Origin of the sequence: Enterococcus sp. DIV0187 (genome assembly GCF_051713785.1) — a bacterium.
Lineage (GTDB): Bacteria > Bacillota > Bacilli > Lactobacillales > Enterococcaceae > Enterococcus_A > Enterococcus_A avium.
Map to the genome: position 1 here is coordinate 47181 of NZ_JBIOQO010000002.1, position 15320 is coordinate 62500.

12 protein-coding genes are annotated in these 15320 nt (G+C 39.4%); 10 read left to right on the plus strand and 2 right to left on the minus strand.

All coding sequences use genetic code 11. The annotated features are described in order from the left end of the window. Positions 1-203 precede the first annotated feature (203 nt). Complete coding sequence (locus IGI52_RS20230) at positions 204-584, plus strand: hypothetical protein (protein WP_438782298.1); 381 nt, start codon at positions 204-206, stop codon at positions 582-584. 5 nt (positions 585-589) lie between these two features. On the opposite strand, the gene IGI52_RS20235 is transcribed toward IGI52_RS20230, so the two are convergent. Then, positions 590-2002 carry a PLP-dependent aminotransferase family protein gene (locus tag IGI52_RS20235; protein ID WP_438782299.1) on the minus strand — a complete coding sequence of 471 codons (1413 nt, stop codon included), beginning with the start codon at positions 2000-2002 and terminating at the stop codon, positions 590-592. Between the two features lie 113 nt (positions 2003-2115). Here IGI52_RS20235 and IGI52_RS20240 point away from each other — a divergent pair, with 113 nt between their 5' ends. The 4 genes from IGI52_RS20240 to IGI52_RS20255 all read left to right on the plus strand — a co-directional run bounded on the left by IGI52_RS20240 (position 2116) and on the right by IGI52_RS20255 (position 7370). After that, a complete protein-coding gene (locus IGI52_RS20240; protein ID WP_438782300.1) occupies positions 2116-2997 on the plus strand; it encodes a DMT family transporter in 882 nt (293 codons plus the stop codon). A gap of 214 nt (positions 2998-3211) precedes the next feature. Beyond that, a complete protein-coding gene (locus IGI52_RS20245) occupies positions 3212-4072 on the plus strand; it encodes a PRD domain-containing protein (protein WP_148894553.1) in 861 nt (286 codons plus the stop codon). A gap of 1 nt (position 4073) precedes the next feature. Then, complete coding sequence (locus IGI52_RS20250) at positions 4074-5918, plus strand: beta-glucoside-specific PTS transporter subunit IIABC (protein WP_438782301.1); 1845 nt, start codon at positions 4074-4076, stop codon at positions 5916-5918. Between the two features lie 18 nt (positions 5919-5936). Beyond that, on the plus strand, positions 5937-7370 hold the full coding sequence (locus tag IGI52_RS20255; protein WP_438782302.1) for a family 1 glycosylhydrolase: 1434 nt from the start codon (positions 5937-5939) through the stop codon (positions 7368-7370). A 314-nt stretch (positions 7371-7684) separates the two neighbouring features. Here the strand turns inward: IGI52_RS20255 and IGI52_RS20260 are convergent, their stop codons facing one another. Further along, positions 7685-8281 carry a histidine phosphatase family protein gene (locus IGI52_RS20260; protein ID WP_438782303.1) on the minus strand — a complete coding sequence of 199 codons (597 nt, stop codon included), beginning with the start codon at positions 8279-8281 and terminating at the stop codon, positions 7685-7687. 546 nt (positions 8282-8827) lie between these two features. On the opposite strand from IGI52_RS20260, the gene IGI52_RS20265 reads away from it, so the two are divergent. The 5 genes from IGI52_RS20265 (at position 8828) to IGI52_RS20285 (ending at position 15306) form a co-directional block, all read left to right on the plus strand. After that, positions 8828-9463 carry a DUF2922 domain-containing protein gene (locus tag IGI52_RS20265; RefSeq protein ID WP_438782304.1) on the plus strand — a complete coding sequence of 212 codons (636 nt, stop codon included), beginning with the start codon at positions 8828-8830 and terminating at the stop codon, positions 9461-9463. Positions 9464-9917: 454 nt separating this feature from the next. Further along, the gene (locus IGI52_RS20270; protein WP_438782305.1) at positions 9918-11903 is read left to right on the plus strand and encodes a HelD family protein; all 1986 of its coding nucleotides are present in this window, start codon (positions 9918-9920) and stop codon (positions 11901-11903) included. Beyond that, on the plus strand, positions 11900-12646 hold the full coding sequence (locus tag IGI52_RS20275) for a MerR family transcriptional regulator (protein WP_438782306.1): 747 nt from the start codon (positions 11900-11902) through the stop codon (positions 12644-12646). The genes IGI52_RS20270 and IGI52_RS20275 overlap by 4 nt, the downstream gene beginning before the upstream one ends. Positions 12647-12842: 196 nt before the next feature. After that, positions 12843-14261 carry a glycoside hydrolase family 1 protein gene (locus tag IGI52_RS20280; RefSeq protein WP_438782307.1) on the plus strand — a complete coding sequence of 473 codons (1419 nt, stop codon included), beginning with the start codon at positions 12843-12845 and terminating at the stop codon, positions 14259-14261. A 226-nt stretch (positions 14262-14487) separates the two neighbouring features. Then, positions 14488-15306, plus strand: a complete 819-nt coding sequence (locus tag IGI52_RS20285; RefSeq protein WP_438782308.1) for a histidine phosphatase family protein — start codon at positions 14488-14490, stop codon at positions 15304-15306. Positions 15307-15320 lie beyond the last annotated feature (14 nt).

Consider the following 15320-nt stretch of genomic DNA (forward strand, 5'->3'; position numbering starts at 1 on the left):
GTAGTTTCTAAGCCTAACAGGAAATATATTCGTCTTTGAATAAATAAAGTGAATAAAATGCATAAACCCATTCGATAATTTATCGAATGGGTTTATTTGTGAGTGTTTAAAAATGATTATTTGCAATATAACAATGATTATATTAATATTAAAATATATGAAATGTCATTTAATTGTTTTTTGTTAAAATGGAGGCTTTACAAATGGAAGGAACCACCAAGGGACAAGATAAGATTCGTCGTGTGACACTATTAATTTCTGTGCTGCTGCTATTGAGCAGCGTCGGAAGCTATCTGCTTTACCAACACTTTTATCAGTCAGAGCTTCAAGTAACCTTTGTCAGCAGGAAAATTTTGCCAAAGACTGGAACCGCAAAGAAAACTTCTCAAAGATTGAAGGAGACGCAGGTCAACAACAAGAATGCGATGCAGACGAATGTATCAAAGGAATTGACTCATGATCCTCTATTGCAAGGTTCGGATAAACGAAACACTCGTCTAACTCAAATAAATTCAACTGGTGCTTCACCAATAATTTTCAAAGTAAGTGATAAAATTGGCGTTTTTCCAATGGAAAATGAGTAAGCAAGTTACAGCCATTTTGACCAGGCTTGCTTTAATCGAGCGACGCAATCTGGAATATCCACTAGGTCAATTTTACTAAAGCCTAGAAATAAGGTATTAGGCGGACAAGCTGCTTTTTCCTGCCAAAATTTCATTGTTGAATAGACTTTTACACCGTGATTTAATGCGGAGTCGATCAATTGACTTTGTTCGACAGGCTGTGTGAAGGTTAGAAGAAAATATTGCCCACTCCCATTGCTAGATATTTTGATTTTATCTTTGACATCGTCCAGCTCTTTTGTGAATTGTTCCAGACGCTTTCGGAAGGTCTGATTCAGGCGGCGAATGTGTCGTTCATAATGACCAGTTTCAATCAGACGTGCGACAACATATTGATTAAGTAAAGGGACCGTACTATTATATGGTTCGAATAGTTCTAAATATCGTTGACATAAATGCGGCGGTAATATCATGTAACCCATCCGAATTGAAGGAGACAAAGTCTTAGAAAATGTACCCAAATAAACGACGCGATTATTCTCATCAATCGATTGCAAAGCAGGGATCGGTTTGGAGTAATAGCGTAATTCGCTATCAAAATCATCCTCAAGAATAAAAGAATCATTTCTTTCTGCCCACTCGAGCAATTTGTAGCGACGATCAATGGTCAGAGTTGCTCCTGTTGGAAATTGATGAGAAGGCGTCGTATAGATCGCACGAATATCATTGTTATAAGGAAGATCGGCAACAATCAAGCCATTTTCATCAATCGGAACAGTTTTAATCTTAATCTTGTTCATCTTAAACACCGCACTGGCTCGATCAAAACCTGGTTCTTCCATTAAGAACGTTTGCTGATCACAAGCAATCAATTTACACAAATAGTCAAGAGACTGCTGTAGCCCACAGGTAATAACGATTTGACGCTCCTCACAGTGAACTCCTCGTATTTTTCTCAAATAAGTAAGCAAGTTTTTCCTTAAATAAAGATCTCCCTGCTTTTCCTGATAGGAGGCTAATTTTGATTCATCTGTAAGAAAGTCAAGACATTCTACTGTGTAACGCTTCCAAAGCTTTTTAGGAAATAGATCGCTGGTTTGACTGCTGTTAGTCAGGTCGTAAACAATCTTGGAGTTCGTTTTTTCGTGATTTATAGAAGCTGGGCTGCTTTTTTTAATGCTCTCTTTTTTAGTTGCAAGACTAGGCACTTGTCTGACACGTAAGCCGGTACCCTTTACTGAAACAACATAGCCTTCTGCAATCAATTGGCTGTAGGCAGTATTCACCGTATTTCGACTAACCCCCAGCACATCCGCAAAAGCCCTGCTACCAATCAATAGTTCTTCTTCTTTAAGATTTCCGTTCAGAATATCTCGTTTGATTTGATCGTATATCTGTGAATACAAAGGTATTTTACTTTGGCGATCTAAATAAATCATCGTGCTTCTCCTTTAGTGGACCTCTTCTTTTTTTGATTAGCGGATCTTCTTATGGTACCAATACCAGTATATCATACTCCTTAACAGTTTAGATAATGATGGAGGAGAAGAAAATGGATCGTGTAACAGACCGTACCAATGATACAAAAGACGTTTTTGTCGAACTAATTGCTATTGCTTTTTTAGCAACCGGAGGGATTTTTGTAAAGCTCAGCAGTTTGCCGCCAATAAGCACTGGGTTTTATCGAATTCTTTTTTCGCTACCCATATTATTACCATTTACATATAAGCAATTAAAAGCACTGACTAAAAAGGACATCTTGATCTTAGGTGCAGCAGGTGTTTTTTTAGCAGGAGATATTGCCCTTTGGAATCTGTCATTTAGTTATACGTCCGTGGCTAACGCTAACTTGCTGACTAATTTGACACCTTTTACGGTTATTCCTGCTTCCTATTTTTTATTTAAGGAAAGAGCATCAAAATTTTTTCTGGTCGGAGCTAGTATTACATTGATCGGTGTCTTTATTCTTTTAGGTGGGAAACTTGATCCAACGCCGGAAAGTTATCTAGGCGATTTGTTAGCGTTTTGTGCTTCAATTTTCTACGCCGGCTTTTTATTGATTTCCTATCGCTTGCGGAATCGTTATCAAAGCAGTGTCATTATGCTGGTCAGCGGAATCGGCAGTGGGATCACACTTGGTATCGTAGCCTTAGTAACAGAAGGGATTCAAATTCCAAAAGGAGCTGCTGAAATAGCTCCGTTGTTAGGTTTAACACTCTGCCTGCAGGTGATTGGCCATAATTTATTGGCTCATTGTCAAGGAAAACTGAATGTAAACTTGTCGACGATTGTTTGCCTTTGCCAACCGGTTATCGCCTCTATTTATTCGTTTTTTATTTTTTCTGAACACTTGTCTCTAAAGGAAATTATAGGGATTATCATTGTTATGCTAGGGGTATTTTTTGTTAAGGGGCAATACCAGACTAAGCGATAGATTCTTTAAGTGATTAGCTAAACAAAGCCAAAGAAAACGTTGACATTGAAAAAAATCTCCCTTACAATGATGATGAGAAAACTTAAATCAAAGCAACGGTGGTAGTTGCTGCTTTGAGTATGTTACTGATCATGCAGGCAGAACTCAAATTACCTTAGGATAAATACGCTATCCTTAGGTAATTTGAGTTTTTTTGTTTGAAAGGAGGGAAAACATGATTATCAGTCAAATTTTGAACAATAATGTAGCCATTGTAAAAAAAGGGAGCAATAACCAAACTCGGGGGAACGAAGTGATCGTCTATTCAAAGGGTGTCGCTTTCAAAAGAAAAGTCGGGGATACCATTGAGGAAAAGGATATTCAAAAAACTTACGTCCTAGATTCCCATGATAAATTAGAGCATTTCAGCTATTTACTTTCTAATACCAAAGAAGAATATCTTCAGATCGTCACTGAAACGATTGAATATGGGGAGAAAGTCATTCAGAAGGATGTCTCTGATTATCTGTATTTAGCCTTGCTAGATCATATTGATTTTGCTATCAAACGTTTAAAAAAGGATCAAATCGTCAAAAGTCCGCTGGATTGGGAGGTTCGAAAATTTTATCCAGATCATTATAAGATTGGGCTTCACGCAGTGGAAATGATCGAAAAAGTGACAGGGATGAGCTGTCCGAACGAAGAGGCGGTATCAATTGCACTGCATTTTATCAACCTGCAAACCAAAGGCAGCGAAGATGACCACATGATGAAGATGATGGAAGCCGTTCGGGATATTCTATCCATTATTAAGTATCATTACCATTTGGGCTTTGAAGAAGAAAGTATCAACTATATCCGTTTAGTGACTCATTTACAGTATTTCATCGTCCGAATGTTTAAAAACGAAGCATTTACCTCAAATGAGACTGAGCTCAATCGACAAATTCGCAAACTTTATCCAGAAGCTTATAGCTGTGTCAATAAGATCCGTATCTATGTCCGAGACACATTTGAAAAGGAATTGTCCGAGGATGAGGAGGCTTATTTAATGCTTCACATTCAGCGGGTCACAAAACGAGAAGAGGGAGATTAATATGAAATATCAAGAATTTTGCAACCAGCTGATCGAATTGGTCGGCGGTAAAGAAAATATTCAAAGCGTCGCAAATTGTATGACACGTTTACGTTTTAAATTAAAGGATCGCAGCCTAGCTAAAACTGAGAAAATCAAAGAGCTGCCGGATGTGATCGATGTGGTATCAAATGACGTGGCGTATCAAGTTATCATTGGCACCCAAGTACAGGATATTCGTCCTGAGATGAATCAGATTTTAGGTTTAAGTGGCGAGGACAAGCACTCCGGATCAGGTGAGAAAGAAAAATTTGTCACGATGGCGCTAAGAATTCTGTCTGAATCAATGGGACCGATCCTAGTACCAATCATGTCGGCCGGGCTACTAGCTGGTATCTTATCATTGATTTCGTTAACCGGATTTGTATCTGCGGAAAGTTCAACCTATTTGATCTTAGATGCGATTCGTCAATCAGTGTTTTTCTTCCTGCCAGTCTTGATCGCGATTCCTTTTGCGCGTCAATTAGGAGTAAATGAATATCTGGCCGGTACGGTTGCCTTAACCTTGATGTCTGATACCATCAATGGTGCTAAGGGCTTGGATTTTCTGGGCTTCAATTTGCCCGAAACGACGTATTCTAATTCGTTCTTTCCGATTATTTTAAGCATCATTTTCATGAAATACGTGACAAAAGCATTAGAGAAAATCATGCCGAAAGCGCTGCAATATTTCTTTAATCCGGTATTGATTTTGATTGTTACATTGCCAGTTACGCTGATTCTTTTTGGACCTTTAGGCACATACATCGGTGATGGCTTAAACTTTATTTTCGAATTTATCGGAAATACTTTCGGTAATTGGATGGTACTCATGTTATACGCAGCGTTACAGCCGTTTTTGATCACGATCGGAGCCGGAAACTTTATTATTCCGATCTTTATGAATTCTTATGCGACCATGGGCTACGATCCAGTCTTTACACCTGCCTGGATCATTTCTGATATCGCCGTCTGCGGTGCTGTATTAGGATATTTCTTCCGTTCGAAAGACAAGAAGCAAAAACAATTGTTTGGAACGACCGCCTTTAGTGCGTTTATGGGAGTAACTGAGCCAGCTCTTTATGGGGTGTTCGTCAAATATCGCCGGCCATATATCGCAGTTATGATTGGTGGGGGATTAGGCGGATTGTTTGCTGGTTTGATGAAGGTCGTCGGGTATGCACCTGTGTCATTATTTGGATTAGGGTCATTTATTGGCGAAAATAATTACCGAAACTTCTATATGATGTTGATCGCTGTAATTATCGGCTTTATCGGTGCTCTTGTGGCCGGATTTATCCTAGGAATTCCTGCTGATGACAAGCTCGAAGCAAAAACAACGGAGCCGATTGAAAACGATGCGGAAGCTGTGACAAAATTATTAATCAAAGCCCCTGTTAAAGGAAAAAATGTTGCATTGAGTAACGTGAATGACAAAGCCTTTTCGTCTTCTGCTTTAGGCAAAGGACTAGGGATTGAACCGGAAGAAGACACAATTACTGCTCCAGTAAATGGTGAAGTTGTCAGTCTGTTTCCAACCAATCACGCGATCGGGATCAAAACCGAATACGGCGTGGAAATTTTGATTCATATTGGAATCAACACTGTCGAACTCGATGGAAAATATTTCGAAACATTCGTCAAACAAGGCGATAAGGTTTCAGTCGGCGACAAGATTTTGAAGGCTGATATGTCCGGGATTCGCAGTGAGGGCTATGATCCAGTCGTTATTACAGTAATCACGAATACGGCTGATTATTTAGATGTGTTGCCATCAAGTGACAGTGATCTAAACAGTAAAGAGGACTGTTTGACAGTTGTTGTTTAAAAAAAGGAGGCAAAAAAAGTGACAAAATTAGCGAAAGATTTTTTATGGGGCGGCAGTATCGCTGCTCATCAACTAGAGGGCGCGTGGCAAGAAGATGGTAAAGGTCCGGGGATTATGGATTTTGCCACCTCAGGATCAGTGACGACGCCGCGAGAATATACTAAAACGATCGAAGCGGGCAGACATTACCCATCTCACGAGGGAATCGACTTTTATCATCGCTATAAAGAAGATATCAAGCTGTTTGGAGAAATGGGCTTTAAGAGCTTACGAATATCCATTGATTGGTCGCGAATCTATCCAAATGGTGATGATGTCGAGCCGAATCAAGCAGGGATCCACTTTTACCAAAACGTTGTTGATGAATTATTGAAGTACAACATCGAACCGATTATCACCCTGTATCATTTTGAACTACCCATGAATTTGGTGACTAAATATGACTCATGGAAAAATCGTCAAGTCATCGATTTCTATTTGAAATTTGTCGAAACGATGGTTAATGCTTTGAGAGGCAAAGTCAAGTATTGGGTAACCTTCAATGAAATGAACCATATTGATCCGCAAACGGAAGCTTCGGATATGTTCACCTATATTTTATCAGGTCTAAAATACAGTGAGCTAGAAGGAAATAAAAAAGAAACCCTGGCAGTAATCGGCTACAATATGACTTTAGCCGGTGTCAGAGCAACAAAATTGATCCATCAGCTTGATCCGGCGAGTCACGTCGGCTGTGTATTTGGAATCACACCAAAATACCCAGTGAACTGTGATCCAATCAATGTTATGAATGCCTTCAAGGATATGGATCGTGATTTCTATCAGATTGATGCGATGTGTAATGGAGAATTTCCTAAGTATAAGCTAAGAGAGTATGCGGACATGGATATCGATATAGGAATGACTGAGGAAGATAAGCAGGCTTTTGCTGAAGGCAAGCTGGATTACATCGGCATGAACTACTATATGACAGAGGTTACTCGCTATGAAGGTGGAGAAATTGATGAAGAATCACTGTTTGGCGGTGTGCAGAATCCCTATATCGAAAAAAGCAAATGGGGATGGGGCATTGATCCGATTGGGTTGAGATATTTATTAAATTACACGTATCGGAGATATGGCTTACCCATCATTATTTGCGAAAATGGCTTAGGAGCTTACGACGAGGTTGGAGCAGATGGGTCCGTTCATGATGACTATCGGATTGACTACCTGCAAAAACATTTAAGTGAGCTAAAAAGAGCGGTAGAAGAGGATAAAGTTGATTGCTTTGGCTACTTAATGTGGGGACCGATTGATTTGGTCAGTGCCACAACAGGGGAAATGCGGAAACGCTATGGCTTTATTTATGTTAATAAGCATGATGACGGGACAGGTGATCTAGCTAGATCGCCGAAAGATTCATTTTATTGGTATAAAAAACTAATTGAGACCAATGGGGAGGAGTTGTAAAAAATAGGAATTATTGCTGGATCTAGCCGGCTTATCGTAATTACTAAAAACATTGGTGGCAGTATTACTCGTTTGTCTAACAAAACAATAGAAATTGGAGGAGCTGTGACAAAATTCTTGTCATAGCTCTTTTTTCTGAACAAACGATGTTTAAGAAGAAGCTTATTCGGGAAATAAGCAGAAATTTCATAAAAAAATTTAAAAACATCGAGTACGGACCGTTCAACATTAGCTCCTACGTTACTATGTTTCTTGGCAAATTTCGGAGTTTCCTTATTATTTCTTGAAGCTGATTCCTTTTATTCTAACTTTTTTTAACATAAGATGCTTTCCTTCATCACTGGATCAATGATATCCACTAATTCGAATTGCTTATCCATATAATTGAAGATGAAAATTGCGCAATTTGGATAAGCCCGAATCAACTCATCCTTGTTTTCTTGCTGAAGTGTTTGCAAAAAGCTGACACAAGCCCCATTATGTGAGACAGCTAAGACCTGCTGATGATCGTCAATTGCCATAATGTGGTGCAAGGTAGAACTCATTCGCTTTTGCACAGCCGATAGGGATTCTCCACCAAATTGCGAATAAAAGGTTTCGAAGTATTCGGCGCCATCCGGCTGTAAAAATTGTGGCTCTCCTTCATACAATCCATGATTCATTTCCTTAAGCCCTTTCAGTCGTTGGTATTCTTTACTTTCAGAAATAATCTCTAATGTGTCGCACGCTCGTTCTTGGGTAGAGGCGTAAAGATGATCAAATTTAATGCCATTTTCTTGAAAAAAGTCTCGGGCTAGCTTTGCTTGTTGGATGCCTTTTTCAGTTAAGGGTGAGTCACAGGCACCTTGGACTTTTTTTAAGACATTAAATAGTGTTTCTCCATGGCGCATCAAATATAGTTTCTTTATCATTTTAGCCCTCCAATTATTCATTATCTAAATAGTATCAAATTGAATCTGGCAGTGCATTACTTTTTTAGGGCTCATACTAAACCGGGAGAATAGGCTGTCATACAACGCCAAGTAACAGCAGAAGGGAAGAATTCGTGTCAGCTTTTTTTTGCGAATGAACGGTAACGATTAGGCTGTTTGTAATGAACAAGCCAGAAGAATAGGCAATTAGCTTTTAGAGTACGCATTTTTTTGAAAATGATTTTCTTATTTTTTTAACTCTAATAATCAAAAAAAATTTTCTTTTTCTCTATTTTCAGATTGTCATCTTTAGCTCACTCTTGTTCACTTGTGAATCACTCTTTTTAGTAGACATAAAAAAATTATGCCGTTGACAACGTTTGCAGGTTGGTATTAAATTTTATTTGTCAATAGAAAATATATGTCTGTAGAAATTGTTTTGCTATGAAAAGGAACGATTCTTATCTTTTAAAATAGCTTTAACTATAACTTTATTGCTTAGCCGGAAATACCTGTAAAAAGAATAGCCTGAGAGGAGCACGATTGATGCGCATGTTAATTGTCGTATTTGAAAATAGTGAAGGAAAAAATCATCGCTGGAAATTCAAAAATACCGATCCCAATAAATCTGTCGATGAGATCAAAACCTTATTAGAAAAAATGACTAAATTAAACTTATTCGAGAAAAATGGAGTGAAGCTATTCCAAAAGGTTGTTAGCGCGAAATTTGTAGAAACGACTGAGAAGCAAATTTTCGATGTAACAGCCGGAGTAATGGATGCCACGGAGGAGTCTGCCCAAATTCCAGCAGGGAATCAAGCTGACGTTTCGGATATCGAAGAAGGTGTAACCATGAAAGTTACCGAAGAAGCCGGTGATGGGATTAAACAAATAGAGGTCGTTTTACCACGAGGACTGGATCTTACCGCTATGTCTGATAAAGAATTGCAGGCAATGTTTGCAAATATTTTGCCAGAAGAAGCTCTTTTGGAGGAACTATACTATGAAGAGACTAGTGAAAAAAAGGAATCGTCCGAATCTGTGGAGACTTCCGAAAATAAAACGTCCTCTAAATCTGATGCTACAACTAAAAAAAACAATACACAGATAGAACAAAAGAAAAAAATCAACAAAACAAAACGAAAACTGTTAGAGCGCTTCAAAAAACATAGGGATCAATAATCCAACGTTGGTGTCCATTCAAGACGAAGAAAAAATAATTTGGCGAGTCGCATGGTTGAGTGATCGCTTATTTGCGTGTCTATTTTTGTAGCTGTTAGAAGAGGAGCACAAATAGCTTAAAATCAATTATTTATTCATAATTATAGGACTACTCATCATGCCTATAGCCACCGATGTTTTCTGCATCCGTATTTACCTCGATAGGCAATTAATTAAAAATGAAGCGAAGCAGATCTATGACGATTTTAGGTCTGTTTTTTATTGACCTGCGGTGCGTTTTAACAATGGTTTAGAATTTATACCATTCATTCAGTCATTAATTATTTATCATATAATCACTTGTCATTAACCAATAAGTATATTTTCCGGTGTTTTTTTATTTTCAAACCATCCATTATAACACCAACCCTGTTGGAGTTTGTTAAGATGAGGTCTGATGAAAGGGGAGGATTAGATGGACACGACTACTGAAAAGAACTATTTAGCAGAAGTGACGCACCAGCTTAAACAAAAAATCACAGAGGTTGAGGCTGCCCTGAACACCAATGAAGACAATTATAAAGAGTTGAAGCATTATACAATTGATTACAAAAATGAGCTAGATAAATATGAGGTCTACAATCACCAGCAAAATTTAAAATTTCTTGATAGCCGTAGTGTTTTGGAGGCAAATGTATTAAAGAAACTGAATTATCAAAAGCAGACTCCTTACTTCAGTAAAATTGCATTTCAATTTGACGACGAAGAGGAGGTAGAGGACTTTTACATTGGTCGGTATGGCTTTGCGGATCGCTACGGCGAGCAACTGATCTATGATTGGCGAGCACCAATTTCTTCGCTTTATTATGACTTTTCGCTTGGTGATGCTTATTACGAATCTCATCAACGGAAATTTTACGGACAATTACGTTTGAAACGACAATTTGAAATAAAAAATGGCGCGATCAGCTTTGTAGTAGATACAAATGATGCCATCAATGATGAGCTTCTGATGCGGGAGCTTGGTAAGAGTACCTCCAATGAAATGAAAACCATCATTCACACGATTCAAAAGGAACAGAATCAGGCGATCAGAGACACGAAAACCAAAAATTTGATTATTCAAGGGGTAGCCGGATCAGGGAAAACTTCTATCGCGCTTCATCGGATGGCCTATCTGCTTTATCAGAAAAAAGAGGAGCTGGATGCTTCTGATATTCTGATTGTCTCGCCTAATCAAGTATTCGCGGATTACATCGCAACAGTTTTGCCAGAATTAGGTGAAGAAGAGCTGCCGCAAATTGACATTGTCAAATTAGGCACCATGTTTATTGAAGAAAAATATCAGGTGTCCGATCGCCACGACGAATTGAAGGCAGCACTAGAAAATCCCAATTCCAAACAGGCTGAAAACTACAAATATAAGCAGTCTAGGGAATTCTACGAGCTGCTTCAAACGCATCTTGAACAATTGAAGGCACGACTGTATTCAGCAGAAATTAAGCTTGACAATTATCATATTTCAGCAGCAGAAATCAAACGCTTCGTTGATCAGCAGTCAGAAAAGAGTCTCGTCGAACTGATTCAAGAAATTACGAAGCTTTTAAGCGAACGTGTTTCAGAAATAAGTCGTGAATCCTTTGCCAAAACGCTCGAACAGCTTTTCAAGAAACGTCTCAATACTATCGGAAGTTTGTCGGATTATTATCACTTTCTAGCCACGAATCACTTGGAGCATGCGTCTGAAAAAAATCGCATCAATTATTCGGATCTATTTCCCTATTTATTCTTCAAATTAATGATTGCCGGGATTAAGCCGAACAAACAGATTCAGCATTTAGTAATTGATGAGATGCAGGATTACTCCTTGCTGCAGTTAGTGACGCTCGAGCGCCTGTTTCCGTGCCCGAAAACGATTTGCGGAGACATTCATCAGTCGTTGATTGCAAGTGATTCAAATTTTCTAGCAGAAGTTCAAAAAAATCTGCCACAATCACGATTATTGAAGTTTCAGACTAGTTATCGCTCTAGCTTTGAGATCATGAATTTCGCCAAACGTTTTATTGACGAGGAGGAGATTCAGCCGGTACAGCGTCACGGCAAGGAAGTTGAAGTGCTTGAGTATAGTAAGAACATGCTCGCGCAAAAGCTGGCCGATTTTAAAGCAAGTACGTTCAAATCTTGTGGTATAATTTGTCAGAACTGGCAGGAAGTAGAAAGGCTTGAGGCCGATTTTCCCGACGAACAGCTGATTCGCTTTGAAAAAAATACAAAAAAGATTGCGGAAGGCATTATCGTAACCACTACACAATTTGCCAAAGGGTTGGAATTTGATCAGGTTATTTTGCCGGATATCCGTTCGAGTCAACTGACACAAAAAAGTACACTGCTTTACACCAGCTGTTCGAGAGCTCTGCATGAGCTAACGCTTTTAATAAATGATGGAAAGGATTTTCAATGAAAACCTATCGCACTTCCGAAGTAGCCGCTATTGTCGGGCTGCATCCTAACACGATTCGCCGCTACGAGGAATGGGGGCTGATTCCTATTCCTCCCAGAGCCGCCAATGGCTATCGTGTGTTCACCGATTATCACATTGAGACGATCAAAATTGCTCAGGTCGCCTTTCAGATTGAAGTCCTGCAATCAGGGCTGCGAATTTTGATGGTTGATATGGTCAAGGCTGTGGCTCGTTATGATTTTGCCGAAGCACAATCGCTGTTGGATCGCTATCTGAAATTGGTGGACCAGGAGATCGCGAATGCAAACGATGTGATTCATGTAGTAGAAGATATTCTGGCTGGAAAAGCTGAAAAAGATGCTGTTTGTTTCACACGTCGAGAAACTGCCGAGTATTTAGGCGTTACTTCTGAAGCTCTGCGAAACTGGGAGCGCAACGGATTGCTGTCGATTAAAAGAAGTAAAAATAACTATCGTGTCTATGATGGTGAGGATATCAAGCGTTTGAAGATTATTCGAACCCTACGCTCAGCGAAGTATTCTTTGGCGGCGATTCTGCGTATGCTGAATGCGATTGATAAAGAAAAGCAGGATATCAAGCGATTATTGAACCCGTTAGACCCAGATGACAGCATTATTACCGCTTGCGATAACCTGATTGATTCATTGGAAAAGGCTAAATCCAATGCCTGTGAACTGAAAAAGCAGGTGGCTGATATGCAAAAGCGTTTTTTTAATAACTAATAGCAAAAAAGCGTTTGCATTTTTGAAAAGCGAAGTGCTATAATTCTTTTTAGAAGAATAATCAAATGGATAGTGATTGCATTTAGCAAGCTAAACCTGTTGATAAATTAAGCGTGAGGAACGCTTATTTGTCGACAGGTTTTTGGCGTTTTTAGGCTGTAATTACACCAAATTTAAATGAAACGAGGAAGCACAAATGACTTTTCCAAAAGATTTTTTATGGGGCGGGGCAACGGCCGCAAATCAATGTGAAGGTGCCTGGGATGTTGACGGAAAGGGTGCGAGTATTCAGGATCACATGCGTTCAGGTGGAAGAAAACAGTATCGAGTGATGACGCCAACAATTGAAGAAGATAGTTATTATCCAAGTCATGACGGAATTGATTTTTACCATCGTTATAAAGAGGACATCGCATTGTTTGCGGAGATGGGCTTCAAAGTCTTTCGTTTAAGCATTGCCTGGTCACGGATTTTTCCAAAAGGAGATGAGCAGGAGCCAAATGAAGCAGGCTTAGCTTTTTACGACAAGGTCTTTGATGAATGTAAAAAGTATGGGATCGAGCCATTAGTCACGATCAGTCATTTTGAGCTGCCTTATGCGCTGGCTGAAAACTATGGCGGTTTTGCAAATCGTCAGACGATTGATTTTTTTGTGAAGTATGCGACGACGTTGTTTGAACGTTATAAAGACAAGGTCAACTATTGGCTGACCTTTAATGAGATCAACTTTGGAACGCTGCCTTTAGGCGGTAGAAATTTATTAGGGATCTTAGACGAAGAAGACAATGAAGAGCGTCGGTTCCAAGCTTTGCATCATATGTTTATTGCGAGTGCCAAGGCGGTTAAAGCCGGACACGAAATCAATCCTGATTTTCAGATCGGCTGTATGCTGGCTTATATGACAATGTATCCGCTGACCTGTAAGCCAGAAGATGCGTTAGCCAATCAAGAGCTCGTAAAAAAATTAAATTGGTTCTGCGGGGATGTTCAGGTCAAGGGCAAGTATCCTTACTATATGAAGAGTTATTTTGCCAAGCACAACATTGCCGTTAAATTTGAAGACGGAGATGAGAAGATTTTAAAAGAAGGAACGGTGGATTATTACACCTTCTCTTATTACATGACCAGCTGCGTGACTGCCAACATTGAAGAAAGTGATGACCGCGTTGGCGGAAACCTGTTTGGCGGTGTAAAAAATAATTATCTGGAAACCAGTGAATGGAGCTGGCAGATTGATCCAATTGGTTTACGCTTTACCTTGAACGAATTGTATGATCGTTATGAAATTCCATTGATGATCGTGGAGAATGGATTAGGCGCGGTGGATAAAGTGGAGGAAGACGGAACGATTCATGATGATTATCGGATCGATTATATTCGTCGTCACATTGAAGAAATGAACAAAGCAGTGGAAGACGGTGTCGATTTGATCGGCTATACACCATGGGGCTGTATTGATTTGGTTTCTGGCGGAACGGGTGAAATGTCAAAACGTTATGGTTTTATTTATGTTGACAAAGATGATGAGGGCAATGGAACCTTTGACCGCAGCCGAAAGGACAGCTTCTATTGGTACAAAAAAGTCGTTGCGACAAATGGAGCAGATTTAACGTAGTTTTTACACAGGTCTTATTTAGGACTGCTGAAAAAATCGTGTTAATTAATAATTTCTGATGGATAGTGATTGTCTATGTGCAAGCTAAACCTGATGATGTGTACGCTTATTTGTCGTGCCGTCATCGGGTTTTCTTTTTTGGAGAGGGGGAAGAAGTGGGACATTCATTCTATTGGAAACTATTAGTGATAAAAATCAATTAGCCATGTAAGGAGAGAAAAAAGAAATGCGTAAGAATTTCAAAGGGATTTTTAGTTTGTTGGCGATCATTTTATTGATGCTGACTGGCTGTAGTACCAGTGGAGCCAAGACAAGCGATTCAAATGCGAGTACAGACAAAACTGACGAAGTAGTGTTATACGTGACACGTCATGGAAAGACTATGTTTAATGCGGTCCATCGGGCGCAAGGCTGGTCAGATACACCGTTGACTGATGACGGTGTGAAAGTCGCCGAACAACTAGGGAAAGGGTTGAAGGAAAAGAAGATTACCTTTAAATCAGCATATTCAAGCGATGCTGGCCGTGCACGTGAGACTGCAAGACTAGCGCTTAAAAATAATGGACAATCTGATCTTCAAGTGAAAGAAAGTAAAAATTTGCGAGAAGTTTGTTTTGGGTCCTATGAAGGCGAACACGATGAAGTGATGTGGAGAGATGCTGGAAAAGAATTAGGCTATAATTCATATGAAGACTTCATGAAAGCTATCAGTTCTGGAGAAGCCACTGTTCCAGAAATGCTGAGTGCGTTGAAAAAAATCGATAAATCGGGGATGTCTGAAGAGTGGGACGGTGTTAGACAACGGATGCAAAAGGAACTAATAGAAATTGCTGAGGAAACTGCCGAAGATGGAGGCGGAAATGTTCTCGTTGTTGCCCATGGAATGTCTATATTATCAATGATCTCGGATATGACAGAGGAAACTCCAGAAGGCGGTCAGCTAGCGAATGCCAGTGTTACCAAAATCGTTTATAAAGATGGGAAGTTCAAAGTAAAAGAAGTTGGGAATACAGCCTACGCAGAAGCTGGAACAAACGAAAAATAAATGTTAAAAGGGAA

Excerpts from the sequence above, each read along its gene's own strand:
- IGI52_RS20285 (WP_438782308.1), top strand. The coding sequence starts at position 14,488 with ATGCGTAAGAATTTCAAAGGGATTTTTAGTTTGTTGGCGATCATTTTA.
- IGI52_RS20275 (WP_438782306.1), top strand. The coding sequence starts at position 11,900 with ATGAAAACCTATCGCACTTCCGAAGTAGCCGCTATTGTCGGGCTGCAT.
- IGI52_RS20230 (WP_438782298.1), top strand. The coding sequence starts at position 204 with ATGGAAGGAACCACCAAGGGACAAGATAAGATTCGTCGTGTGACACTA.
- IGI52_RS20240 (WP_438782300.1), top strand. The coding sequence starts at position 2,116 with ATGGATCGTGTAACAGACCGTACCAATGATACAAAAGACGTTTTTGTC.
- IGI52_RS20270 (WP_438782305.1), top strand. The coding sequence starts at position 9,918 with ATGGACACGACTACTGAAAAGAACTATTTAGCAGAAGTGACGCACCAG.
- IGI52_RS20235 (WP_438782299.1), bottom strand. The coding sequence starts at position 2,002 with ATGATTTATTTAGATCGCCAAAGTAAAATACCTTTGTATTCACAGATA.
- IGI52_RS20245 (WP_148894553.1), top strand. The coding sequence starts at position 3,212 with ATGATTATCAGTCAAATTTTGAACAATAATGTAGCCATTGTAAAAAAA.
- IGI52_RS20280 (WP_438782307.1), top strand. The coding sequence starts at position 12,843 with ATGACTTTTCCAAAAGATTTTTTATGGGGCGGGGCAACGGCCGCAAAT.
- IGI52_RS20250 (WP_438782301.1), top strand. The coding sequence starts at position 4,074 with ATGAAATATCAAGAATTTTGCAACCAGCTGATCGAATTGGTCGGCGGT.
- IGI52_RS20265 (WP_438782304.1), top strand. The coding sequence starts at position 8,828 with ATGCGCATGTTAATTGTCGTATTTGAAAATAGTGAAGGAAAAAATCAT.
- IGI52_RS20260 (WP_438782303.1), bottom strand. The coding sequence starts at position 8,281 with ATGATAAAGAAACTATATTTGATGCGCCATGGAGAAACACTATTTAAT.